Source organism: Curtobacterium pusillum (genome assembly GCF_007673235.1).
GTDB classification, from domain to species: domain Bacteria; phylum Actinomycetota; class Actinomycetes; order Actinomycetales; family Microbacteriaceae; genus Curtobacterium; species Curtobacterium pusillum_C.
Genome location: NZ_VDZH01000001.1, coordinates 501192 through 523620, shown reverse-complemented (window position 1 = coordinate 523620; position 22429 = coordinate 501192). Strand labels below are relative to the sequence as shown.

The 22429-nt window shown below is 72.0% G+C and carries 20 protein-coding genes and 5 tRNA genes; 10 read left to right on the top strand and 15 right to left on the bottom strand.

The window, feature by feature from the left end; genetic code table 11:
* Nucleotides 1-327: 327 nt before the first annotated feature.
* The 4 genes from FS532_RS02420 to FS532_RS02405 form a co-directional block, all read right to left on the bottom strand.
* Nucleotides 328-3708, bottom strand: coding sequence for an ATP-binding protein (locus FS532_RS02420; protein WP_144749980.1), 3381 nt, complete (start codon nt 3706-3708; stop codon nt 328-330).
* Nucleotides 3705-4499 (bottom strand): DUF4194 domain-containing protein, encoded by a 795-nt coding sequence (locus FS532_RS02415; protein ID WP_144749978.1) that lies wholly within the window; start codon nt 4497-4499, stop codon nt 3705-3707. Before FS532_RS02415 ends, FS532_RS02420 begins: the two co-directional genes overlap by 4 nt.
* Nucleotides 4496-6034 carry a DUF3375 family protein gene (locus FS532_RS02410; RefSeq protein WP_144749976.1) on the bottom strand — a complete coding sequence of 513 codons (1539 nt, stop codon included), beginning with the start codon at nt 6032-6034 and terminating at the stop codon, nt 4496-4498. Before FS532_RS02410 ends, FS532_RS02415 begins: the two co-directional genes overlap by 4 nt.
* A gap of 104 nt (nt 6035-6138) precedes the next feature.
* Nucleotides 6139-6211, bottom strand: a tRNA-Val gene (locus FS532_RS02405).
* A 346-nt stretch (nt 6212-6557) separates the two neighbouring features.
* Here FS532_RS02405 and FS532_RS02400 point away from each other — a divergent pair.
* The 3 genes from FS532_RS02400 (at nt 6558) to FS532_RS02390 (ending at nt 6884) form a co-directional block, all read left to right on the top strand.
* Nucleotides 6558-6629: transfer RNA gene (locus FS532_RS02400), tRNA-Gly, on the top strand.
* Between the two features lie 82 nt (nt 6630-6711).
* Nucleotides 6712-6785, top strand: a tRNA-Cys gene (locus FS532_RS02395).
* A gap of 24 nt (nt 6786-6809) precedes the next feature.
* A tRNA-Val gene (locus FS532_RS02390) sits at nt 6810-6884 on the top strand.
* A 171-nt stretch (nt 6885-7055) separates the two neighbouring features.
* Here FS532_RS02390 and FS532_RS02385 read toward each other — a convergent pair.
* The 8 genes from FS532_RS02385 to FS532_RS02350 all read right to left on the bottom strand — a co-directional run bounded on the left by FS532_RS02385 (nt 7056) and on the right by FS532_RS02350 (nt 12232).
* A complete protein-coding gene (locus tag FS532_RS02385; protein WP_144749974.1) occupies nt 7056-7298 on the bottom strand; it encodes a hypothetical protein in 243 nt (80 codons plus the stop codon).
* 109 nt (nt 7299-7407) lie between these two features.
* Complete coding sequence (locus tag FS532_RS02380; protein ID WP_144749972.1) at nt 7408-8316, bottom strand: phosphotransferase family protein; 909 nt, start codon at nt 8314-8316, stop codon at nt 7408-7410.
* Between the two features lie 29 nt (nt 8317-8345).
* Nucleotides 8346-9437 carry a fatty acid desaturase family protein gene (locus FS532_RS02375; RefSeq protein WP_144749970.1) on the bottom strand — a complete coding sequence of 364 codons (1092 nt, stop codon included), beginning with the start codon at nt 9435-9437 and terminating at the stop codon, nt 8346-8348.
* A 100-nt stretch (nt 9438-9537) separates the two neighbouring features.
* Nucleotides 9538-10251, bottom strand: coding sequence for a GAF and ANTAR domain-containing protein (locus FS532_RS02370; RefSeq protein ID WP_144749968.1), 714 nt, complete (start codon nt 10249-10251; stop codon nt 9538-9540).
* A gap of 12 nt (nt 10252-10263) precedes the next feature.
* Nucleotides 10264-10962, bottom strand: coding sequence for a GAF and ANTAR domain-containing protein (locus tag FS532_RS19120; protein WP_144749966.1), 699 nt, complete (start codon nt 10960-10962; stop codon nt 10264-10266).
* 34 nt (nt 10963-10996) lie between these two features.
* Nucleotides 10997-11449, bottom strand: a complete 453-nt coding sequence (locus tag FS532_RS02360; RefSeq protein ID WP_144749964.1) for a hypothetical protein — start codon at nt 11447-11449, stop codon at nt 10997-10999.
* Nucleotides 11450-11561: 112 nt separating this feature from the next.
* Nucleotides 11562-12020: a DinB family protein gene (locus FS532_RS02355; RefSeq protein ID WP_144749962.1), complete on the bottom strand. Its 459-nt coding sequence runs from the start codon at nt 12018-12020 to the stop codon at nt 11562-11564.
* Complete coding sequence (locus FS532_RS02350) at nt 12017-12232, bottom strand: hypothetical protein (protein WP_144749960.1); 216 nt, start codon at nt 12230-12232, stop codon at nt 12017-12019. Before FS532_RS02350 ends, FS532_RS02355 begins: the two co-directional genes overlap by 4 nt.
* A 42-nt stretch (nt 12233-12274) precedes the next feature.
* Between FS532_RS02350 and FS532_RS02345 the strand changes: the two genes are divergently transcribed.
* Nucleotides 12275-12346, top strand: a tRNA-Gly gene (locus tag FS532_RS02345).
* Between the two features lie 271 nt (nt 12347-12617).
* On the opposite strand, the gene FS532_RS02340 is transcribed toward FS532_RS02345, so the two are convergent.
* Genes FS532_RS02340 through FS532_RS02330 form a run of 3 tightly spaced genes read right to left on the bottom strand, consistent with a single transcriptional unit; the run spans nt 12618 to nt 14253 of the window.
* Complete coding sequence (locus FS532_RS02340; RefSeq protein WP_144749958.1) at nt 12618-12878, bottom strand: DUF6510 family protein; 261 nt, start codon at nt 12876-12878, stop codon at nt 12618-12620.
* Entirely contained in the window at nt 12878-13663 is a 786-nt protein-coding gene (locus FS532_RS02335; protein WP_144749956.1) for an FAD-binding oxidoreductase, read from the bottom strand. Before FS532_RS02335 ends, FS532_RS02340 begins: the two co-directional genes overlap by 1 nt.
* The gene (locus FS532_RS02330) at nt 13660-14253 is read right to left on the bottom strand and encodes a molybdopterin-dependent oxidoreductase (RefSeq protein ID WP_144749955.1); all 594 of its coding nucleotides are present in this window, start codon (nt 14251-14253) and stop codon (nt 13660-13662) included. Before FS532_RS02330 ends, FS532_RS02335 begins: the two co-directional genes overlap by 4 nt.
* Before the next feature lie 224 nt (nt 14254-14477).
* Here FS532_RS02330 and FS532_RS02325 point away from each other — a divergent pair, with 224 nt between their 5' ends.
* Genes FS532_RS02325 through FS532_RS02300 form a run of 6 tightly spaced genes read left to right on the top strand, consistent with a single transcriptional unit; the run spans nt 14478 to nt 22413 of the window.
* Nucleotides 14478-16079 carry an ABC transporter substrate-binding protein gene (locus FS532_RS02325; protein ID WP_144749952.1) on the top strand — a complete coding sequence of 534 codons (1602 nt, stop codon included), beginning with the start codon at nt 14478-14480 and terminating at the stop codon, nt 16077-16079.
* The gene (locus tag FS532_RS02320; RefSeq protein WP_260852522.1) at nt 16076-17119 is read left to right on the top strand and encodes an ABC transporter permease; all 1044 of its coding nucleotides are present in this window, start codon (nt 16076-16078) and stop codon (nt 17117-17119) included. Before FS532_RS02325 ends, FS532_RS02320 begins: the two co-directional genes overlap by 4 nt.
* Complete coding sequence (locus FS532_RS02315) at nt 17116-17994, top strand: ABC transporter permease (protein WP_144749950.1); 879 nt, start codon at nt 17116-17118, stop codon at nt 17992-17994. Before FS532_RS02320 ends, FS532_RS02315 begins: the two co-directional genes overlap by 4 nt.
* Nucleotides 17991-19727, top strand: a complete 1737-nt coding sequence (locus FS532_RS02310) for a dipeptide ABC transporter ATP-binding protein (protein ID WP_144749948.1) — start codon at nt 17991-17993, stop codon at nt 19725-19727. Before FS532_RS02315 ends, FS532_RS02310 begins: the two co-directional genes overlap by 4 nt.
* A complete protein-coding gene (locus FS532_RS02305) occupies nt 19724-21763 on the top strand; it encodes a CocE/NonD family hydrolase (RefSeq protein WP_144749946.1) in 2040 nt (679 codons plus the stop codon). Before FS532_RS02310 ends, FS532_RS02305 begins: the two co-directional genes overlap by 4 nt.
* Nucleotides 21760-22413 (top strand): TetR/AcrR family transcriptional regulator, encoded by a 654-nt coding sequence (locus FS532_RS02300; RefSeq protein ID WP_260852521.1) that lies wholly within the window; start codon nt 21760-21762, stop codon nt 22411-22413. The genes FS532_RS02305 and FS532_RS02300 overlap by 4 nt, the downstream gene beginning before the upstream one ends.
* Nucleotides 22414-22429: the final 16 nt, after the last annotated feature.

Sequence of the window (22429 nt, the reverse complement as noted above, 5' to 3'; positions counted from 1 at the left end):
GCCCCGCCCGAGGTCGCAGGACACGCCGCAGGCGTGTCACCGGGGTCGCACGAAGTGCCGCGTCGAGCCGCCTCGGGCGACAGTTCGTGCGACCTCACTCGCCGACCTGCGGTCGTCCGCACGTCGCTCGGGACGTACGAAGACACGGACTGGAGGCGCGGGGCGGGCCCGCACCGTGCCTCCAGTCCGGAAGACGGTTGCGTCCAGGTCGCGCAACACGCCGTGCGCACCGCGAGGCGGTCCCACGAACTGCCGCCGCCGGCGCCGCCAGGCGGCAGTTCGTGCGACCTCACCCGCGCGCCCCGCGCGCCCCGCGCCCCGCCCGCGTCAGCCCGCCTCGGGCGCGACGCGCGCGATCTCGGTGATCGACGAGTGGCCGGTCTCCGGGTGCTTCCGCATCGACAGCAGCCGCTCCATCGACGGCTCGAGCGCCGTCACCTTGTCGAGCGGAGCACTCACGACGAGCTGGAACCCGAGCCGGAGCCACGCGGTGACGGCTCGCCCGGCGAACTCCGAGTCCGCCTTGATGAAGGCCTCGTCGAGGAACACCGGGGCGAACCGCGGCCGGGGCCGGGTCTCGTCGCCGAGCTGGTAGCGGAGCGCCGCCCCGACGATGAACGCCACGAGCTCCTGCGTCTCGCCGCCGGACTTGTCGCCGAGCGACGAGTACACGCCCAGGTCGGCCCCGGACGTGTCGTACCGCACGGCCGTGATCTCCATGTGCCGGCGGACGTCGAGCACGGCGTCGCGCTGGGTCGTGCGACCGCGGGCGGCATCCGGGTCGGGGCGGATGACGGCCATGAAGCGTCGGAGCCGGCGGAACCGGGTCTCGAGCACGTCGTCGGTCAGCTCGGTGTCGACCGAGGCGGAGAGCGCGCGGAGTTCCTTCCGGAAGGAGACGACGTCCTCGCGGGTGACCCGGCGGATCTGGATCTTCAGACGGTCGCGGTTCGCGCCGAAGGGCAGCTCGCGCAGGATCTCGTTGACGGGCTCGAGCCGCTCCTCGATCTCGACGACGGCGCGGTCGAAGGCACCCGCGAGCGGGACGAGGTCCTCGCCGCTCCACTGCGACAGCCGACGACGCCACTCGGTGCGGCGGGCGTGCAGGCCGGTCGCCACGATCTGGTCGAGGATGGCGTGGTAGTCCGGGTACGAGGCGACCCCCGTGCCGAGGTTCGGGTCCGGCCAGGCGTCCTGGTACCGCTGGAAGGTGAGCGTCAGGGCGTTCGATGCCGACGCGGCGCCGTCGAGGGCCTGCGACAGCCGTTCCTCGAGGCGACGCCGCAGTCGGCGGGTTGCATCGTCGAACCCGTCGACACCGTCCGGGGCCCCGACCTCCTCGAAGGTCTCGGCGAGCAGGCGCTCCTGGGCGTCGTCCGGAACGCTGTCCGGCAGGGACTCGAAGCGCGACAGGATCTCGGCGGCGGCGTCCTGCCCGTCGACGAGCACGGCGTAGCGCTCGTCGAGGCGGCTCACCGACAGTCGCGCGGCGCTCCGACGGTCGGACGCCTCGTCGAGCCCCTTCCGCAGGCGGGCGACCGAGGTGCGCAGGGTGCGGAGCCCGTCGTCGGCGGCGAGCAACGCCTGGCGCTCCTCGTCGAGGCGTGCGAGGGATGTCTCGACGCCGTCGACGTCGAGGGCGTCCCACGTGACGTCGACCACGTGCTGGTGCGCGGCGCGGAGGGTGTCGAGCGCCGCGATGTCCTGCGCGACGTCGGTACGGCGGGCCTCGAGCGTTGCGAGGTCCTGCGCGATCGACGCGAGCTCGTCCTCGACCGAGGCCACGCGTGCCTCGTTCGTGAAGCCGATGACGTTCGCCTGGCGGCGGTCGCCGTGCGCGCCACGACGACCGTCGCGGAGCTGTCCGGACTCGGTGACGCGTCGACCGCCGCCACCGAGCTCGTCCGCGGACGAGACGCAGCGGGCGTCGGTGCGGTCGGACTCGATACGCTCCCGCACCCAGGTGCTGAACGGCGACGACTTGATCGCGAGCTTGCCGGACACCATCGCCGGGTCGCCCTCGAGGTCCAGGTGCGGACCGGTGGGCACGCCCTCGAACTGCACGCGGACGGGCAGGCGCAGCGAGTCGATCGCGGCGCTGAAGTCGTCCAGTCGGTCCTGGTCGACGAGCAGCGTGCGGGCGACGGGGGCCAGGACGGACTCGATGGCCGTGCGCCAGCGCTCCTCGCCGGGCAGGACGTCGAGCAACTCCGCGACGAACGGCAGCGAGTCCGGGTCGATGCCGGCGGCTCGGGCCATCGCGAGTCGGGCCTCGTGCATCGGCAGCGGCATGGCGCCCTGGCGGTGCTCGAGCGACTGCCGTTCCTGGCGCAGGGACCGCTCGCGGTCGAGGAGCGGGTACTCCTCGCGCGTCAGGGCGTCCCGACGCTCGTCCAGGTCAGAACGCGACGCAGCGTACCGACCGAGGAAGTCGTGCGCGGCACGCTGCACGCCGGTGAAGTCCGACTCCGACGCCACCGAGACCCCGAGCACGGCCGTGCGCTCGTCGAACGTCGCACGGGTCCGGACGACGGCGTCGCGCTCGCGGGTGCGGCGTTCGATGCGGTCCTCGAGCTGCGCCAGTGCGTTGCCGCCCTGGTCGCGCAGGCGCGCCTCGGCGTCGCGCAGTTCGATCTCGACCGCGGCGTGCCGGGCCTCCGCCGCGGCGACCTCGGCGCGGGCCGCCGTGCGTTCACGCCCGTTGCGATCGACCTCGGCGTCGAGCAGCGCACGCTTGCGCGAGGCGGTCCAGTGCGCGAACGGCGAGACCTCGGCGCCGGTGGCGATGCCGTCGAGCGCCGCGGCCGCTGCCGTGGCGCGTTCGATCTCGGCGTGCAGCTCGGTGATGGGGGAGAGGATGCGGACCTTGCGCTCCTCGGTGTCCATCGCCTCGTACGCCTCGTCGAGTGCGGAGAAGTGCGCGAGCGCCCGGTCCGCTGCCTCGTACGTGCCCGGCGTCTCGAGCACGAGCGACTTGTACAGGGCGTCGACGGTCGGCAGGTGCTGCCCGGCCTGGATGCGCGCGAGCAGGCGCATCGCCCGGTTGCCGCCGCCGGAGTCGCCGATCCCGAGCCTGGTCTGCAGCGTGTACGCGAGCTCCTGGTAGGTGTCGCGGATCACGAGCCCGGGCACGCGCCCGGTCAGCTCGAGGTGGTGGAACCGTGTCGGCACGAACTCCTCGAGCCGCCGGAGGTCGAACGTGTCGTCGACCGTCGCCATCGTCATCTGGATGTCACCGACACCGCGGGCGCGCTTCGGCACGATGTACGCGCGGAGCACCGTGAACCGGCGCTCGTCGTCGTTCCGGAAGGTCACCGCGGCGGCGCCCCACGTGGTCTGGTCGTCGCCGCGCAGGTTCACGTCGCGCAGCGCGCCGGACTCGGGGTCGCGGCGGGTGTCCACCTTGCCGCGCAGGTACGTGAGCAGGTTCCGCTGGTCGGCGCTGCGCGCACGCCCGGTCGTCGCGTCGTTCGAGGCGCCGTTGAACGGCACGTCGGACGGCATCATGACGGCCAGGTAGGCGTCCATGAGCGTCGACTTGCCGGTGCCGGACGCGCCGGAGATGAGCGTCGCGGTGCCGGACAGCTCCACCTGTCGGTGGCCGTGGAACCCGCCCCAGTTCACGACCTGCATCGACTCGGCGCGCCACTGCGCCACCGTGTCGAACAGGGCGGTCAGCCCGAAGGAGTCGGTCGCGGTGTCGGTCATGCGTCCGTCTCGCCTTCGTCGTCGGTGTCGGTCTCGTCGGCCTGGAGGCGCGGGTCGTCACCGTCGATCGGGTCGCCTTCGGTCGTGGTCGCGTCGGGCGTGGTCGCGTGGTCCTGCGCGGTGGTCGTCCGGAGCCACGTGTCCAGTTCCAGCAGCCGCTCGAGGGGGAGCAGCACCTCGACCACGCTCGCGACCCGGAACCGGTCCGGGTCGGAGGTCTTGATGAGCACGCGCGCCGTCACCAGACGCTCGATCGCCTTCGCGACCCGGCCCTCGTCACGCGTGCGGTCGGTGGCGGTCGCTGGGCGGAACCCGGCGACGTGCCCGAGGATCTCGCTCCGGTCGACGACGACCTGGTCCGGACCCGGTCGGGTGTCCGCCCGCAGGCGCATCCGCAGGTAGACGAGGACGATGGTCTCCTCGCGCGTGTACGGCACGTCGCGCAGCAGCGTCGGGAACCCGCGACGCTGGCTCTCCGAGCGGGCCTGACGCTTCCAGGCGACCTCGCGGTCGCGGTCGACGTGCAGCTCGAGGAACAGGTCGTTGAGGCGCGAGCGCAGCTGGTACTCGGCGTCGAGCACGGCCCGCCACTCGTCGGCGTGCGTCCGCGCGCTCACGTACGAGTTGCGGAGCAGCGCGACGAGCGCGCGGCGCTGGCGGTCGTCGAGCCGGCCCTCGTCGCCCTCGAAGAGGGCGAAGCTGCTCTCGTCCCGCTCGTCGTCGTGCGTGACGGTGGTGGGGTCGTCGACGGTGACCGTCTCGTCGACCGGTGCCGGCGTCGTGTCGCTCACCGCGCCTCCTGTGCGTGTTCGTCGTTGGTCGTGTCGGGGGTGCCCGCTCGGGGGTCGGCGTCGAGCGCTGCGGTCGGCATCCGGAAGGCGACCGGGCTGCCGTCCGGCCGCACCGTGCGGTGCTCGGCGACGTGCGCGGCGGACTCGAAGTCCTCGTGCCCGGTGAGCAGGTGGGCCAGGCCGAAGAGCTCGACCGGGCGGCGCTGCTCGTCGGGCAGGCCGTGGAAGGCGTCGACGCTCGAGTCGGCCTCGGCGAACCGGAGGGCCGCGCGGAGCTCGGTGAGCAGCGGACCACCGTGCCGGCGGAGCATCTCGACGTCGAGGTCCTCGAAGACGTCGTCGTCGGGTTCCTCGATGGGTGGCGGCACCGACTCGGCATCCGGGTCGTAGAAGCGTTCGCGGAGGGTGCCGACCTCGGCCGCCGCGGGCAGCAGCCCGAGCGGCAGGCGGTCACGTGCCGACCCCTGGTCCATCCAGGTGGCGAGCCCGCGGTTGATCGACCGGATGACGGCGTCGAGCTCGCGGTCCCGGACGACGTCGTGCGCGACGATCTGGTCGCGGAGCGTCGCCGTGAGCTGGCGGCGCTGGGCGAGCACGTCCTCGATGCCCTGGCGGAGGATGCTCACCGTGTTCCGGAACGCCCGACGCTCACCGGCCCCGAGGGAATCGGCGAAGGGGTGGGCCAGGATCGTCGCGATGTCGTCCCGGAGCCGTAGGAGCAGGGCGTCGTCGCGGAGGAGCTCGAACGCCCCCTCGAAGGCGCGACCCTCGGGCGTGGCCTCCATGAGGTTGTCCGTGCGGACGAGGTAGTCGTCGAGGATCTCGCCGATCGAGCGGACCTCTTGCCGGAAGTCCTCGACGATCGAGCGGTGCATCGTCGCCACGGCTTCCTCGACGCGCTTGAAGTCGCTCGGCAGCTGCCGGATGAGGTCGGAGATGTTCGTGTACCCGTCGCGCATGCGGGCGTCGTCCACGGTGTCGACGGCGCCCTGCTCAAGCCGTTCGCGCTCGGCCTGGAGCTCGGCGATCTGCGCGTCGATGCGGCGGATCTGCACGTCCGGGTCCGGTTCGGCCCGGGCGGCCCACCGGTGCACGGCGTCGACGATCATCGCGAGGCGGCTCTCGCTGATCAGGGCCCGGTCGGAGGACAGGGCGTCGACGAGGGACAGGGCCTCGAGCGCGTGGCTCGTCAGGGAGTACTGCTCGTCGCCGTCGGGGGAGTTCGACCGGACGAGCCACTGCGCCGCGACCCACTCACGGCAGAGTGCACGGCCGTTCGGTCGGGCGTCCTGGTCGGTCTGTTCACTCGCGGCCTGTTCGCTCGCGGGCACGCGCGCGCCGGTGGCCTGCAGCCGCGCGACGTGCTCCTCGACCTGCAGGTGCATGCGGTCAGCGGGGACGTACTGGACGTCGCGGTCGAACACCGTGCGGAACACCGCGAGGACGGTGGCACTGGTCGGGCGGGACATCAGCCGCAGGGTCGGACGGTCGAGGACCGCCCGGACTCGGGCGAACTCGAGGTCGACGTCGGTCATGTGCCCCTTCGTCCGGTCGGGTCGGCGGTGTGCCGGTCTGGCTGTCGAGATGACAAGAGCCCGACGCGGTTGCGCCGGGCTCTTGTCGTTGGTGTTCTTGCTTGTGGGCGATACCAGACTCGAACTGATGACCTCTTCGGTGTGAACGAAGCGCGCTACCAACTGCGCCAATCGCCCCCTGCACTGTTCGTGCGGATCGATACTAGCGGATGCCGCGGGCTCTGCCGAACACGGCGTGCGTCCCGGGTGTGGCGCAGGGTCCGAGTGTGCGGCGCCGCCGATGCTCGGTACTGCTCGGTGCGAGGTTCCGACCAGCGTGCGAGCGCGTTCACCTCGCACACTGCGCGAGACCTCGCACCGACGAGCGCTCGCGTCGCACGGTGCGAGGGGCGGCGGGCCGTGCGGAACCGCTCCGATCCGCATGAATACGGGGGACACGCCCGGTGAACGAGAAGGATTTTGGTGGAAGCCACCTGGTTCGTATAGAGTTTACGTCGTCGCCGCGACAGCGGGCCGGACAAATGCGGATGTGGCGCAGTGGTAGCGCATCACCTTGCCAAGGTGAGGGTCGCGAGTTCGAATCTCGTCATCCGCTCGAGTGTGGTTCTCTCCGGAGTTCCACGACTCACCAGAGGGTATCCCACCGTTCGGGTACTCACGGAGACGTGAACCTCGATGGTGGGGTGGCCGAGAGGCTAGGCAGCGGCCTGCAAAGCCGTCCACGCGGGTTCGAATCCCGTCCCCACCTCCAGACTTCGTTTCGGCGGAGACTTCTGGGCGATTGGCGCAGCGGTAGCGCGCTTCCCTGACACGGAAGAGGTCACTGGTTCGATCCCAGTATCGCCCACCACCAGAAAGCCCCCGGCAGGACCACAGGTCCCGCCGGGGGCTTTCGTCGTACGCGGGGTCGTCACCGGGGCGCCGCGTACACGTTCAGTGAGCGGAAATCGTCGAGTGAGCCGCGGCGACTCGACGTTTTCTGCTCACTCGATCGCGCACCGGATGACCGGCCGCGCCCGCCTCAGGCCTCGCTCGGTGGCCCGGACTGCCAGCGGACCCAGGCCTCGAGCTGCGCCTTCGCACTCTCCAGGCTCGTGTGGAACCCGGTCATGTCGTCGTCGACCAGGTGGACGACGTAGCGCGACCCGAAGGTCACGGTGCCGATCACGTCCGATCCGCAGCGTCCCTGCCAGGTTCGGTCGTCGAGCGCGACCCACCGGACCGCTTCGGTCTCGGGGTGGGTGGTGCTGGAGAGGGAGGTCATGGTGCTTCCGGTCGCTGGACGATGAGATCGTGCCGGCGGCCATGGGCTGGGGTCACCTACTTGAACGGTAGCCCGTCGCGGCTGGTAGCCGCCGCGGCTCGCGCAGGCGTCAGTCGGAGAGCCCGAGCCGCCGGAGCCCGCGCCGGCACGCCGCGACGTACGCCCGGTACTGGTCCGGCCGCCGCTGGCGTGCCCACCGTGTGACGTCGACGAGGTGCAGCGCCGTCATGGCCCCCAGCGTGCGCAGGTCCTCCGGCTCGCCGAGTCCTGCGGCCGCGGCGAACGCGCCGAACTCCTGCTCGGACACCTCGCCGTCCAGGTGCCACCACGCGAACACCCGTCGTGCATCCGTCCACGGCGTCGGGCCGACCTCGGCAGCACCCCAGTCGATCACGACGGGCGCCGCGTGGGGCCCGCGGGAGAGCAGGTTCCGCGGCGCGAGGTCGCCGTGTGCGAGACCGTGCTCGAACGCGCGGACGCCGAGCGGTCGGAACGCCGCACGCAGCGCAGACGCCGACGTGTACGCACCGGCCTGGAGGAGCGGGTCGTCCCCGTCGAGCGATCGCACGTTGTACGCGACGTGCGCCCGCCACGCCGTGGCCGGGTCGGTCCCGAAACGCGAGTACATGGACGCGGGCGCCCCGTCGAGCGCGATCGTGCCGATCGTGCGCGCCGCTGCACCGAGCCGCCGCCAGGGATCCGTGATCGGTCGTGAGTCCGGTTCGACGTACTCGGACACCACGAACGGTGTGCCGTCGTGGCGTCCGTGTCGGAGCACCCGCGCGACCGCGATGCCGACCCGCTCGGCCGCTGCGGTCGCCCAGGCCTCGACCGGGAACTCGTCCTCGCGGAGGGGATCGACCGGGATCCGGACGACGACGTCGCCACCGGTCGCGCGACGGACCCGGACCGTGTGGTTGACCGAGCCACCGGTCAGCGGCTCGACGTCGGACCGGGACGCGCCGAGCTCCTGCAGCACGGCGTCGAGCGCGATCCGAACCCGCACGTCGTCGTCCACGCGACCATCATGGCGTGTCCACCCCGGTGTCAGCGGAAGCGTTCGACCATCGGGCAGGCGAACGGGTCGGCGGCGGCGAGTCCGACCTCGTTGAGGTAGCGGACGACGATCGCGTACGAGTGCACGAGGCTCGTCTCGGTGTACGGGACTCCCTGCTCCGTGCAGTACTGCCGGACGAGGACGCGCGCCGCCCGGAGGTTCGGCCGGGCCATGCTCGGGAACAGGTGGTGCTCGACCTGGTGGTTGAGTCCGCCCATGAAGAACTCGACCCACCGGCCACCGCTGATGTCGCGGGACGTGAGCACCTGGCGGGAGAAGAAGTCCACCCGCTGCCCGGGTTCGATGATCGGCATCCCCTTGTGGTTCGGCGCGAACGCGATCCCCATGCAGAACCCGAACACCGCCAGCTGCACCCCGAGGAACGCGAACGCGATCCCCAGCGGCAGCAGCCAGAACACCGCGCCGACGTAGAGCACGAACCGGCCGACGAACACCGAGCCCTCCGCCCAGCGGTGCTTGACGGTGCCACGGCTCGTGTAGGTCCGGATCGACTGCCAGTGCAGGTTGACCCCCTCGACCAGGAGCATCGGGAAGAACGCGTAGCCCTGCACCCGCACGAGGACCCGGAGGAACCCGGTGCGACGCGCGGCGTCCTCCGGCCGGAACGAGATCGCATCGAAGGAGATGTCGGGGTCCTTGCCCACCGTGTTCGGGTTGGCGTGGTGCCGGGTGTGCTTGTTCATCCACCACGCGTAGCTGATGCCGGTCAGGAAGGTCCCGACGTAGCGGGCGGCACGGTCGTTCCAGTCGTGGGACGCGAACACCTGCCGGTGCGCTGCCTCGTGCGACAGGAACGCGAACTGGGTGAACAGGAGCCCGAGCACGCCGGCCACGACGAGCTGCCACCAGGAGCCGCCGAGCAGGGCGAACGCTCCGCCGGTGACGGCGAGCATCGCGGTGAGGACCCCGACGAGTCCCCAGTACCAGCCGGTCCGGCGGCCGAGCAGCCCGGCGGTCCGAACCCGCACGAGCAGTGCTGAGTAGGTCGAGGTGGTGTCGACCCGGTCGCCGCGCGGTGTGGTCTTCCGGTAGCCGTCCGGTGTCGTGGTGACCTCGCGCATGGTGTCCTCCTGGGTCGAGCTGTGGCGCTGCAACCGGGGACCGGGGCTACTTGGTGCCGCCGAGCGTACGCGCGCGCTCGGGGCCCGGTGGGGTCGCCGCTCAGGGAAGGACGAGGCGGCGCTCGACGACGGCGCGAGCGACGTCGGCGAGGAGCTCCTGGTGCGATCGGGCGTACCCGCGGAGCATGGCGAAGGCATCTTCCATGCCGACGTGGTGCGTGTGCGCGACGAAGCCCTTCGCCTGTTCGATGACGACGCGGCTGTCGAGCGCCCGCTGGAGCTGCTGCTGCGCGAGGTTCGCGTGCTCGAGCGTCCGCTGCTGCAGGATGCTGATCGTCGCGACGTCGGTGAGCGCCTGGGCGGCCAGGGCGTCCTCGCGGTTGAGCGCCCCCTCGGTCTCCCGGAACAGGTTGAGGGACCCGAGCGTGGTCTCGCGGAGCCGCATCGGGATCGAGTGCACCGACGCGTACCCGGACTCGGCTGACGCGGCGGCGAACGTCGGCCAGCGCCGCTCCATCTCGGCGTGGTCGCGCACGGACACCGGTCGCCCGGTGGCGAAGCACTCCACGCACGGGCCCTCGCCGGCGTCGAGCTGCAGCAGCCCGAGGAAGCTCGAGCGCTCGCTCGTCGAGGCGAGGACCTCGAGCTCCTGCGCCTGGTTGACGAGGAGGATGCCCGCTGCGGAGGCATCGAAGATCTCGACGACGCCGTCCACGAGGTTCTGCAGGAGGTCCACGACGTCGTAGTCGTCGACGAGGGTGTCGGTCAGGGCGACGAAGGTGTCGACGAGCCGCTGCTCGCGTGTCGGTGCCATGGTGCGTGCTCCCTAGGTCTCGGAACCGTACGGCCGGGCGAGGTCGAGTCGGCGTGCGATGAGGTCCGCGGCGACGTCGCGGACGGTGCGTTCGGTGGCGTAGGCGTGTGCCTGCAGGACGAGCAGGGCGTCCTGCACGCTCAGTCCGAGCTGCGCCGCGGCCATGCCCGTCGCCTGGTGCACCTCTCGTCTGGAGTATCGTCCCGTTTCCATGTCCGCGCGCCCATCGGCGGCGGCGGCGAGGAGGGCGTCACGGAGGACCCGGCGTGCGGCGACCTCCGTCAGCTGCACGGCGCCGCGCACCTGACCAGCGGTCAGGAAGCGCTCCTCGTCCACGGTGAGGTCCACGGCACCGACCGGGATCGTCCCGATCCGCATCGGGAACGAGAACACGGCACCGACCCCGGCACGCAGGAGTTCGTCGAGCGCAGCGGGCCAGCGTGCCCCGGTCGTGGTGGCGAGATCGGCCTCGAGCACGGGGGAGCGGGTGGTGAGGGCCTCCCAGCAGGGCCCCTCGCCGAGGTCGATCTGGATCTCGTCGACGCGTTCGGCGAGGGCGTCGCTCGCGCAGACCGTCGCCGAGCCGAGCGGGTCGCCGAGCGTCGAGATCCCGACACCCGTCACCGGCAGGGTCGCGAGGAACGGCGGACACATGTCCGTGCCGTCCGGCGCAGCCTGCATCGACGATGCGGCCGCAGTGAATTCCGTCATCGGGAGCACCGTTCCTGAGGGGTGGCTCCCGACGCTAGCGCACCGTCGTGGCCTGCGGGACGAAGTGGATCCGCGAGGCGGCACGTGTCACGTCCTGCGCGCGGGCGGTGCGGTCGTCGAAGTCCGCGCGGGCGGCGTCGCGAGCGACCTCCTTCTCGAGCAGCGACGCACGGCTGATCGTGTCGACGATCGTCGCGATGGCGCCCGACAGTCCGCGTTCGAGCTGGTCGAGGTTCGTGTGGCCGATGACGAGCCGACGGTCCTGCACGTCGAGCGAGACGTCGGGGTAGCCGGCCGCTGCGAGCTGGGCGTGTCCGTCGGCGCCGCGGATCCCGGTCGTCTCGGCGGCGTCCGGGCGTCGGTTGAACACGGCGGGGACGTCGTAGAACCTCGCGGCCTGCGGGGTGCCGAGGTCGCTGGGGAGCCCGGAGGCCACCACGCTCGTCAGGGCCAGGGGCACGGTGGCCGCCTCGGATGTGTTGGTCATGGGGTCTCCCTCGGCGGTTCCCCAGGGCGGCCGAGGGATTCCGCGGGCACACCCTGGTGACACCGTGGCGCCAGTGTGGGGCCCCGCGATGTGAGCGCTCACAGTCTCGCGATCACGCCGATCGCGTCGCGGCGTACAGGTCGCGGAGGAGGGCGGCCTCGGCGGCGTGGTGCACGAGTTCGTCGACCACGTGCAGCACGAGGGACAGTCTCGAGTCGTCCGCGTACGGCCCGGCCACCGACCCCAGCGGGTCGCCCGCCGTCGTCCCGAGGCCGCGTGCCAGGCCGGCGAACGCCGCACTCGCGTCCGCGACGGCCGTGGTCGCAGCGTCCGCTCCGGTGGCCGAACCGACGGTCGGGGCGCCGGATGCATCGGCGCCGAGCCAGCTCCAGTTCCGCTCCTCGCCGAGCGCCGCCGCGACGTGGTCGAGCCGCCAGCGGATGGTCACCAGTCCGTCCCCGAGGACGGGTTGCCAGTTCCACTCGTCGTCCGTGAGTCCCGCCATGCGGTCCTGGAGTCGCGTGGTCGCGTACTCGAGGAGGCCCACGACGTCCTCGACCGCGCTGGTCATCCCGCGTCGACCGGCCGGTAGACCGCGATCGGCGGCGCCTGGTCGTCACCGTCGTCGTGGCTCTCGCCGGAGGCGAGCCACGTGCGACCCTCGTGCTCGATCGTCGTCGGCAGGTCTCCGTGCACGAGGATCCGCACCGCCGGCTCGTCACCGTCGACGAGGTCTGCGCCGTGCGCCTCGGACCCGCCCGGGTTGTCGTGTACGTAGCTCATGGTCCGATCGAACTCCCGTGGCCTGGTAGAGTTCTTCCGTACGCGGATGTGGCGCAGTGGTAGCGCATCACCTTGCCAAGGTGAGGGTCGCGAGTTCGAATCTCGTCATCCGCTCGGAAGAAGCAAGGCGAAGGCCCCGGTCGGAGACGACCGGGGCCTTCGTCGTACCGCGACGGGCATCGCGGCCGGTGGGGCGGCCGACGAGCGCAGGATTCGGGTTCCCGCGCTCGTCGAACGCAGGGCCACCGTGCCCTCGGGTGCTGCGGATGGGTGGTCCGCGCGTCCCGACAGAGCATCCGGAGCGGCGGCCCCGTCGGATGGGGCGGCGGGGGAGCCGTGCGGTTTCCCGCACACTTCCCGCACGGATCGGGTGGAGCTCTTGTGCTCAGTCGATCGACGTGCCCGCGGCCCGCGTACCGGGGAACCCCACCCAACGGCGGTCCGGGCCGTCGACCACCGTGACGAGGACCGTGTCGCAGTCCCGGCACCGTGCGACGGACCCCATCGGGCTCGTGTGGACGCGGGTCCGGGCGAGGAGGCCCGTGGAACCGCACCCGGCGCACCGGAGGAGGGCGCCGGTGGCGTCGGGGCCGAGGAACTCCGCGAGGACCCCGGCCAGCGCGTTCCCGTCGACGACGGTGGACATCAGCTGCCCCCGAACCGTTCGGCGCGGACGTCGGTGGTGTCGTGTCCGAGTTCGCCGAGCCACCGCAGGACCTGCTCGACGAACGGCGTCGACCCGCACACGTACACGAGGGCGCCGGTGTCGGGCGGGAACACCGCTGCGGCGAGGGCGTCTCGCGTGAGTCGTCCCGCCGGGACCGCCGCACCGTCGGGCGCCCGGCGGCTGTACACGATCGTGGTGTCGACGCCGGCTGCCTCGGCGCGGCTGAGCTCCTCGCGGAAGAACACGTCCTCCGGCGTCCGCACCGCGTAGAGGAGCCGGAACGGAGCGGGGTCTCCGGCCTCGGCGTGGGCTCCGGCGATCGCGGCGAGCGGGACGATCCCCGAGCCGCCCGCCACGAGCTGCACCGGACGGTCCGACACGCCCGGGCGCCAGACGAACCAGCCGCCGAGCGGGCCGTGCACCTCGAGCGCGTCGCCGACCTCGACGGCGTCGACCAGGAACGGCGAGACCTCCCCGTCGTCGACCCGGTCGACGGCGAGCACCACCGACGTCGGGTCGCCGGACGACGCGATCGAGTAGGAGCGGGACGCCTGGTAGCCGTCCTCCGCGGTGAGCCGCAGGTCGAGGTGCTGCCCGGGGTCGTTGCCGGGCCACGTCGGGACGTCGAGGACGATGCGGCGCGCGTTCGGGGTCTCGGGGGAGACGGCGGCGACCGTCGCGGCGTGCCAGGTCGGCCGCCTGCGGGCCGCAGCCGACGCGGGCGGGGTGATCCGTGCCTCCAGGCCGGTGTCGGGGAGCGTCACCAGTACCGCTCCTCCTTCCACGGATCGCCGTGCAGGTTGTAGCCCGCGTTCTCCCAGAAGCCGGGCTCGTCGTCGGACTGCATGACGATCCCGCGGACCCACTTGGCGCTCTTCCAGAAGTACAGGTGCGGCACGAGCAGGCGGGCCGGTCCGCCGTGCTCTGGTTCGAGTGGGGCGCCGTCGGCCTCGAACGCGATCCAGGACTGCCCGTCGAGCAGCTCGTCGAGCGGGACGTTCGTGGTGTAGCCGCCGAAGCTGTGCACCATGCAGTAGTCGAGCGAGGTCTCGACGTCGGCGAACAGACGGTCGAGCGGGACACCGCGCCACGGCATGTCGAGCTTCGTCCAGTGCGTGACGCAGTGGATGTCGACGGTGACGTCCTCCACCCCGAGGGCCTGCACCTCGTCCCAGGACCACGTGTGCAGCCCGGACTCGGTTCGGATCGAGAAGCTCCACTCCGCCGGTTCGATCTCGGGGGTCGCCCCGGCGGAGAGCACCGGCCAGTCCTGCACGAGCGTCTGCCCGGGTGGGATCCGGGAGTCGTCCCGTTCGTGGCGTCGACCGCCGAAACCCCTCGTGAACGTCGCCATCGGTGCTCCTCGCTCGCGTGCCGGTGGTCCGATCCTGCTCCGCCCGAGGCGCGCTCGTGTAACGGCTTGGTAAACGTTCGGATCGCCGACGGAGGACGGCGCTTCCGCGGACGGGCGCGGATCGGCGGCGGATCGACGGTCGGGCGGGCACGTCACAGGACTTGGGACCCGGCCCGATCCCCTCTATCGTTCACCGGAACGATTACCAGGAGGGGTCACCCCGAATGCAACCCATCGTCCTCGAACCCCGGAATGCCCGCGGCCCGAGCCGTCGAGCGCTCCTGAGCGGCGCCGCCGGACTCGCCGGCCTCGGCCTGCTCACCCTGACCGGGTGCAGCTCCGGCGCCTCGGCCGGTACGACGTCGCTGCCCGAGGCCGCTGCCACCGGCACTGCCCGCAACGGCGGTCGGCTCCGGATCGCGCGTCCGGCGGCCTCGGCAGCCGAGACCCTCGACTCCGCCAGCTCGCTGTCGGCGTACGAGTACCTCGGCGCGCTCTACAACCGGCTCGTGAAGCTCGACCAGCAGGGGCAGACGGTCCCAGACCTCGCCGAGGAGTGGTCCGCGAACACCGACGGCACCGAGTGGACCTTCCGCCTCCGCCGCGGTGTCCGGTTCCACGACGGCTCCCGCTTCAGCGCCGACGACGCCATCGCCAGCATCCGGCACATCCTCGACGAGAAGACCGGCAGCCCGCAGGCCGGTGTGCTCGGGGAGGTGATGGACGCGGAGTCGATGTCCGCGGTCGACCCGTACACGCTCAGATTCGCGCTCACGAAGCCGAACGCCGAGTTCCCGTCGCTGCTCACCGCCTACCAGTGCTACATCGTGCCCGCCGGTGCGATCGCCGACATCGGCCGGACGGGCATCGGGACGGGTCCCTTCCGGCTGTCGTCGTTCACCCCGGCGGGCGCCGGCAGCGTCGAGGCGTTCGACGACCACTTCGCCGGACGCCCCGCGCTCGACGGCATCGACTTCTACTCGATCCAGGACACGACGGCCCGGGTGAACGCGCTGCTCGCCGGGCAGATCGACCTCATCTCGCAGACGAACCTCGACTTCGCGACCGCCCGGGTCGTCGCGGCCTCGGACCGTGCGACGATCGCCCGCTCGAAGAACGCGCAGTGGTACACGATCCCGATGCTCGCGACCTCGGACGAGTTCCGCGACCCGCGGGTGCGGCAGGCCATGAAGCTCGCGTACGACCCCCGCACGATCGTCGACACCGCACTGCAGGGCACCGGGTCGGCCGGCTGGGACAACCCCGTCCCGCCGCAGCTCGCCGCCTTCGTGGACGACCACCGCGAGTACGACCCGGACAAGGCGAAGGCGCTGCTCAAGGCTGCCGGCGCCGAAGGGTTCCGTACCTCGATCTACACGTCGAGCTACGAGTCGGTGTTCACCCCGATGGCGGTCGCCTACCGGGACGCCGTCGCCGACGCGGGCGTCCGCCTGACCGTGAAGAACGCCAGCTCCGACTCGTACTACACGCAGATCTGGATGCAGAAGCCGCTCATGGTGAGCTACTGGTTCACGGGCCGCCCGATCGACCAGCTGCTCAACCAGATCTTCCGCTCCGGCTCGTCCTACAACGAGAGCGCGTGGTCGAACGATCGGTTCGACCGGCTCCTCGACGACGCCCGTGCCGAGATGGACGACGCGAAGCGCCTGACGCTCTACCAGGACGCCCAGCGACTCGTCGTCGAGGACGGCGCGGACATGACCCCGATGTTCGGTGACCGCCTGGTCGGGCTGTCCCGCGACGTCGTGAACTACTCGGAGTACGGCTTCGAGTTCGACTACCTCCGGATCGGACTGCGCCGATGAAGCGATCACCTGGGCGCGCCGCGCCGCTGGACGTCCTCGTCCCCGTGCTCCGCCGACTCGGCATCGCCGTGCTCACGGTGGTGCTCGCCTCGCTGTTCGTGTTCCTCGCCGTGCAGGCGCTGCCCGGCGACGTCGCACAGCAACTCCTCGGGCAGAACGCCACACCCGGCGCGGTCAAGCAGCTCCGGGAGTCGCTCGGCCTCGACCAGAACGTCTGGCTGCGCTACCTGGAGTGGCTCGCCGGTGCGGTGCACGGCGACTTCGGCACCTCGCTCGTGAGCGGCGAACCCGTCGCCCCGACGCTGTTCACAGCGTTCCGGAACAGCATGCTCATCGCGGTCCCCGCGATGGTGGTCGGCGTCACGCTCTCGCTCACCCTCGGGGTGGTCGCCGGTGTCCGCCGCGGCCGTGCGTCCGACCGGGCCATCTCGATCGTCAGCCTCATCGTGATGAGCGTGCCCGAGTTCATGGTCGCGACCGTGCTCGTGCTGCTCTTCGCGATCGGGCTGCCGCTGTTCCCCGCCGTCGTCCTGCGCGGCAGCGACGCCACGGTCGGGGAGCTCCTGCCGACGATCTGGCTGCCGATCATCGTGCTGACCCTGGCGATGGCCGCGTACATCGTCCGGACCGCCCGGTCGTCGACGATCGACGTGATGGCCTCCGAGTTCGTGACCACCGCGGAGCTCAAGGGCCTGACGATGCGCCGGGTGGTGTGGAAGCACGCGGTGCCGAGCGCCCTGCTGCCGACGCTCAACGTGGTCGCGCTCAACGTGGCCTGGCTGCTCGGTGGTGTGGTCGTCGTCGAGAACGTCTTCAACTACCCGGGGATGGGCAAGCTCATGCTCGAGTCCGTCTTCAACCGGGACCTGCCGACGATCGAGGCGATCGCGCTCCTCAGTGCCCTCATCTACGTCGTGTGCAACCTCGCGGCGGACCTCGTCGCCCTGGTCCTCGACCCGAAGCTGCGCACGCGGCAGCGCCGGACGCGCACCCGGACCCGCACGCGCAGCACGCGCTCCGCCCGGAAGGCAGCAGCATGACCGCCATCGCACCGCGTTCCCGGAACGTCATCGGCGCAGCCGTCGCCCCGCTGCGCAGCTCGACCGCGCTGAGCATCGGCCTCGGCCTGATCGCGCTCCACCTCGTGCTCGCCGTCCTCGCCCCGGTCATCGCCGGCCACGACCCCGTCGCGACCGACTCGTCGAACGTGCTCGCCGGTCCGGAGTGGACGCACTGGCTCGGCACGGACCAGTACGGCCGCGACATCCTGTCCCGCACGCTCAACGGCGGCCGGTACGCACTGCTCGTGACCTTCCTCGCGACGACCATCGCGGTCGCGGTCGGGACCGTCCTCGGCTGCGTCACGGCGTACGCGGACAACTGGTTCGACGAGGTCGTCATGCGGATCGTGGACGCGCTCCTCAGCGTGCCCTCGATCCTGGCGCTGCTCGTCGTCGTCACGGTGTTCGACGCCGGGCTCTGGGTGATCGTGCTCGCGGTCACGGTGGTCTACGCGCCGGCGGTCACCCGGGTGGTCCGTGGCGCCGCCAGGACCGTCATCACGCAGGACTACGTCACGGCCGCCCGGGCCCGCGGCGAGCGGTCGATGTCGATCGTGTTCCGGGAGATCCTGCCGAACGTCCTCGACGTCGTGCTCGTCGAGTACGCGATGCGGGCGTCGTGGATCGTGCTGCTCGTGGCGTCGCTGTCCTTCCTCGGCTTCGGCGCGAACCCGCCGACACCGGACTGGGGCCTGATGGTCCAGGAGAACCGGACCGCCCTCACGGTCGTCCCGCTCGGCACGCTCGCGCCGATCGTGGCGCTGGCGACCCTGGTGGTCGGCCTCAACCTCGCGGCCGACGGGCTGAGCAAGTCGCTCGGTGTCGACCGCGCGACGAAGGGAGTCAGCGCATGAGCGTCGTCCAGGTCGACCGCCTCGCGATCTCGTACGCCGCCGGCAAGCGGTCGGTGCCGGTGGTCCGCGGCGTCTCGTTCGCCATCGAGGCGGGCCGCACCCTCGGCCTCGTCGGGGAGTCCGGCAGCGGCAAGTCCACCGTCGCCCGCACGCTCCTCGCGCACCTCCGCACCGGGTCGACGATCGAGCGCGGCACGGTGCACGTCGACGGCGAGGACGTGTTCGCGCTGTCGCCGTCCGGCCGCCGTGCGCTCCGTGGCGGCACGGCGAGCGTCGTCGCGCAGAACGCCGGGCAGGCCCTCACCCCGTCGATGCGCGTCGGCGAGCAGATCCGCGAGGCCCTCCGTGCCCACGGCGAGCCCGACGGCCCCGAGCGCGTGCTCGAGCTCGTCCGGCTCGTGCGGCTGCCGGCACCGGAGACGATCGTCCGCCGCTACCCGCACCAGCTCTCCGGCGGCCAGCAGCAGCGCGTCGCGATCGCGATGGCCGTGGCAGCCCGGCCGCGCGTGCTCGTCCTCGACGAACCCACCACCGCCCTCGACGTCGTCACGCAGGCGGCGGTCCTCGACCTCATCGCCGACCTCGGCCGCGAGCTCGGGATGGCCGTCCTCCTCGTCAGCCACGACCTCGGCGTCGTCTCCGCGATGGCGGACGAGATCGCGGTCATGCGGGACGGCGAGATCGTCGAGCACGCCGCCACGGCGGCGCTCTTCGCCGCCCCGCAGCACGAGTACACGCGCGCCCTGCTGGCCGCGGTGCCGGACGGGCGCCGGCCGGGAGGAACGGATCGCCTGCCCGAGAAGGTGACCGTCTCGCAGACGGTCACCTCCAGATCGACCGGCACCGTGCCTCCCGTCCCGCTCGTCCGTCCCGTGGTGACCGCCGACGACCTGGTGATCCGTTACGGACGCGGCCTGCCGGCCGCCGTCGACGGCGTCTCCTTCACGATCGCACCGCGCGAGACGCTCGCCGTGGTGGGGGAGTCCGGCAGCGGGAAGTCGACGCTCGCGACGGCCCTGGCCGGCCTGGTGCCGGCCGAGTCGGGCACGTTCTCGTTCGACGACGGCACGGTGAGCGGCGACCTGCGCGAGCCGATCGCCGGGCGGTCCCCGGAGCTCCGTCGTGCGGTGCAGCTCGTGTTCCAGAACGCCGACACCTCACTGAACCCGCGTCGGACCGTCGGCGCGGCGATCGCCCGGCCGCTCAAGCTGTTCACCGGTTCCTCGTCGCGGGAGCGGGTCGGCGAACTGCTCAGCCAGGTCGGCCTCGGGCCGGAGTTCGCCGACCGGCTGCCGGCGCAGCTGTCCGGCGGGCAGCGGCAGCGGGTCGGGATCGCCCGCGCGTTGGCCGCCGAGCCGCGCCTGGTCATCGCCGACGAGATCACCACCGCGCTCGACGTGCAGGTGCAGGCGGGCATCCTCGCGCTGCTCGCCGACCTGCAGCGGTCGCGCGGGCTCAGCTGCCTGTTCATCAGCCACGACCTCGCCGTCGTGCGCGGCGTGGCGGATCGCGTCGCCGTGATGACCGGCGGCCGGATCGTCGAGATCGGCCCGACCGAGCGGGTGTTCGGCGGCCCGAACCACCCGTACACGACCACGTTGCTCGCGGCGACGCTCGAACCGGGCAGCACCGAGCTGCCCGACGTCGGCGACGGGGTCCCGCGCTGGCGGCACGCCGACGGTTGGACCGACCGCGGCGACGGACACCTGACCCGGAACTGGGAGGACGCATGACCGGCTTCACCGCGCTCGGGGAGGACCCGGTGCTCCCCGACGGTGTGACCGTCCGCGACGAGTGGATCCCGATGCCGGACGGCGTCCGGCTGCACACCCGGATCTGGTCGCCGACGGCACCCGACGGGCCCGTGCCGGTCCTGCTCGAGTACCTGCCCTACCGGCTCGACGACTGGACCGCGCCCCGCGACTCCGAGCGCCACCCCTGGTACGCCGCGCACGGGTACGCGTCCGTCCGGGTGGACATCCGCGGCACCGGATCGTCCGACGGCTTCTTCGACGACGAGTACAGCGAGCAGGAACTCCGCGACGGCGAGGCCGTGATCGCCTGGCTCGCGGACCAGGAGTGGTCGACGGGCGCCGTCGGCATGTTCGGCATCTCGTGGGGCGGCTTCAACGCGCTGCAGCTCGCCGCCCGGGCGCCCGCCGCGCTCAAGGCGATCGTGACGGTGTGCTCGACGGACGACCGGTACGACAACGACGTGCACTACGTCGGCGGTGCGGTGCTCGGCATCGACATGGCGGCGTGGGGCGCGACGATGTTCGCGTTCAACTCGCGGCCACCGCGCCCCGAGGTCGTCGGCACGGACTGGGTCGCACGGTGGCGCGAGCGGCTGGAGTCGAACCGCCCGATGACCCCGGTGTGGTTGTCGCACCAGGAGCGCGACGCGTACTGGCGGCACGGCAGCGCCGCCGAGGACTACGGGAACATCGGCGCCGCCGTCCTCGCCGTCGGTGGCTGGGCCGACCCGTACCGCGACGCCGTGCTCCGGCTCGTGGCGAACGTCGACGCGCCGGTCAAGGGCATCGTCGGCCCGTGGTCGCACCAGTACCCCGACCGCGGGCTCGCACCCGGGCCCTCGATCGGGTTCCTGCAGGAGACCCTCCGCTGGTGGGACCGCTGGCTGCGCGGGGTCGACACCGGCGTCGAGCAGGAACCCGCGCTCCGGGCGTGGATCAACGAGGGCGAGCCGCCGGCGACGTACTACGAGTCCCGTCGGGGTCGGTGGGTCGGCGCCGAGGCCTGGCCGTCGTCCGCCACCACGACCCGCACGGTTCCGCTCGCCCAGCTCCGCGGTGGCGCGGACGGTGCGGTCGTCGTGCGGTCGCCGCAGCACACGGGTGCCGATGCCGGCCGGTTCTTCCCGTTCGGCAACGCCACCGACCTGCCGCCGGACCAGCGCGCCGAGGACGGCCGCTCGGTCTGCTTCGACCTGCCGCTCGACGAACCGGTCGACGTGCTCGGCAACGTCCTCGTGCACCTCGCCGTGACGAGCGACCGGCCCCGGGCCACCGTGACCGTGCGCCTGTGCGACGTGGCTCCGGACGGCTCGTCGACCCTCGTGACCAGGGGCGTGCTGAACGCCGCGAAGCGGGACGGGATGGACCGGAACGACCCGCTCGAACCCGGCGTCCCGGCGTCGCTGGCGGTGCGGCTCGTGCCGACCGGGCACCGGTTCGCCGCCGGACACCGACTCCGGATCGCCGTGTCGACGACGTACTGGCCGTGGGTCTGGCCGCACGGCGACGCGCCGACCGTGACGATCGACCCGGCCGGCTCGGACGTCGAGCTCCCGGTGTGGACGCGGAGCACCGACGACGGCGTGCGGTTCGAGCAGCCGGAACGCTCCGAACCGCTCGCGATCGAACGGGTCGCGCCGACCGAGGTGCTGCCGCAGCGCACCGTCACGCACGACGTCGAGACGGGGGAGTGGACGCTCGACGTCGACCCCGGGTACGGCGGCGGACGGGTGTACCCGGACGGCCTCGTGTTCAGCGAGGACGCCCGCGAGACCTACCGCATCCGCTCGGACGACCCGGGGTCCGCCGTGGCCACGTCGCGCTGGGCGATCGGGCTGGCGAAGCCCGAGTGGGCAGCACGGCTCGAGACGTCGTCCGAGGTCACCGCCGACGCCGACGCCTTCCACGTCCGGAACACCGTCCGCGCCTGGGCCCGGGACGGTGGGGCCGACGTCCCCGAGGTGCTCGTCACCGAGCACACCTTCGCCGACGACGTCCCGAGGACCTCGGCGTGAGCAGCACGGGGCCGGCCAGGGTCCGGCAGCGTCCCGAGGTCCGCCGCGCGATGATCGTCGAGGCAGCGCGGGCCGTCATCGTCCGGAACGGCGTCGGCGCGACCGGGCTGCGGGACATCGCGGCGGAGGCCGGGGTCTCCGTCGGCACCGTGACGTACCACTTCGGCAGCGTCGCGGAGATCCTCAACGAGGTCGTCGTGCTCGAGACCGAGCGCTTCTACGGGGCGATCGTCGCCGCGGTCGACGCCGAGCCCGACCCGGTGGCGGGCCTCCGGATGCTCGTCGAGCCGCTGTTCGGCGACACCGAGCAGGTCCGGCAGCACTGGCGGATCTGGTCGGACTACTGGACCGCGGTCGTGCGGCGGCCCGAGGTCGCGGCCGAGTACGCCGAGCGCATCCGCGTGTGGGAGGCCTGCCTGGTCCGGGTGGTCCGCCGCGGCACCGAGTCCGGCGCGTTCGTGCCGGCGGAGGCACCCGAGGTCGTCGCGCTCAAGCTCGCGGCGTACAGCGACGGGGTCGCAACGCAGATCGCCCAGGGTGTCCCGGACCTGACGAACGCGGTGGCGCTCCGGTGGATGTGGACGTTCCTGTCGCACGAACTCGGGGTGACCGCTGCGGGTATCGGTGGAAGCGGCTCCGAGCCCTTGTGATGAGGTAAGGCTTGCC

What these genes read in the sequence shown, in the direction of transcription:
- FS532_RS02420 (WP_144749980.1), bottom strand. Translation starts at nt 3,708, where the DNA reads ATGACCGACACCGCGACCGACTCCTTCGGGCTGACCGCCCTGTTCGAC.
- FS532_RS02410 (WP_144749976.1), bottom strand. Translation starts at nt 6,034, where the DNA reads ATGACCGACGTCGACCTCGAGTTCGCCCGAGTCCGGGCGGTCCTCGAC.
- FS532_RS02385 (WP_144749974.1), bottom strand. Translation starts at nt 7,298, where the DNA reads ATGACCTCCCTCTCCAGCACCACCCACCCCGAGACCGAAGCGGTCCGG.
- FS532_RS02375 (WP_144749970.1), bottom strand. Translation starts at nt 9,437, where the DNA reads ATGCGCGAGGTCACCACGACACCGGACGGCTACCGGAAGACCACACCG.
- FS532_RS02370 (WP_144749968.1), bottom strand. Translation starts at nt 10,251, where the DNA reads ATGGCACCGACACGCGAGCAGCGGCTCGTCGACACCTTCGTCGCCCTG.
- FS532_RS19120 (WP_144749966.1), bottom strand. Translation starts at nt 10,962, where the DNA reads ATGACGGAATTCACTGCGGCCGCATCGTCGATGCAGGCTGCGCCGGAC.
- FS532_RS02360 (WP_144749964.1), bottom strand. Translation starts at nt 11,449, where the DNA reads ATGACCAACACATCCGAGGCGGCCACCGTGCCCCTGGCCCTGACGAGC.
- FS532_RS02355 (WP_144749962.1), bottom strand. Translation starts at nt 12,020, where the DNA reads ATGACCAGCGCGGTCGAGGACGTCGTGGGCCTCCTCGAGTACGCGACC.
- FS532_RS02350 (WP_144749960.1), bottom strand. Translation starts at nt 12,232, where the DNA reads ATGAGCTACGTACACGACAACCCGGGCGGGTCCGAGGCGCACGGCGCA.
- FS532_RS02340 (WP_144749958.1), bottom strand. Translation starts at nt 12,878, where the DNA reads ATGTCCACCGTCGTCGACGGGAACGCGCTGGCCGGGGTCCTCGCGGAG.
- FS532_RS02330 (WP_144749955.1), bottom strand. Translation starts at nt 14,253, where the DNA reads ATGGCGACGTTCACGAGGGGTTTCGGCGGTCGACGCCACGAACGGGAC.
- FS532_RS02325 (WP_144749952.1), top strand. Translation starts at nt 14,478, where the DNA reads ATGCAACCCATCGTCCTCGAACCCCGGAATGCCCGCGGCCCGAGCCGT.
- FS532_RS02320 (WP_260852522.1), top strand. Translation starts at nt 16,076, where the DNA reads ATGAAGCGATCACCTGGGCGCGCCGCGCCGCTGGACGTCCTCGTCCCC.
- FS532_RS02315 (WP_144749950.1), top strand. Translation starts at nt 17,116, where the DNA reads ATGACCGCCATCGCACCGCGTTCCCGGAACGTCATCGGCGCAGCCGTC.
- FS532_RS02310 (WP_144749948.1), top strand. Translation starts at nt 17,991, where the DNA reads ATGAGCGTCGTCCAGGTCGACCGCCTCGCGATCTCGTACGCCGCCGGC.
- FS532_RS02305 (WP_144749946.1), top strand. Translation starts at nt 19,724, where the DNA reads ATGACCGGCTTCACCGCGCTCGGGGAGGACCCGGTGCTCCCCGACGGT.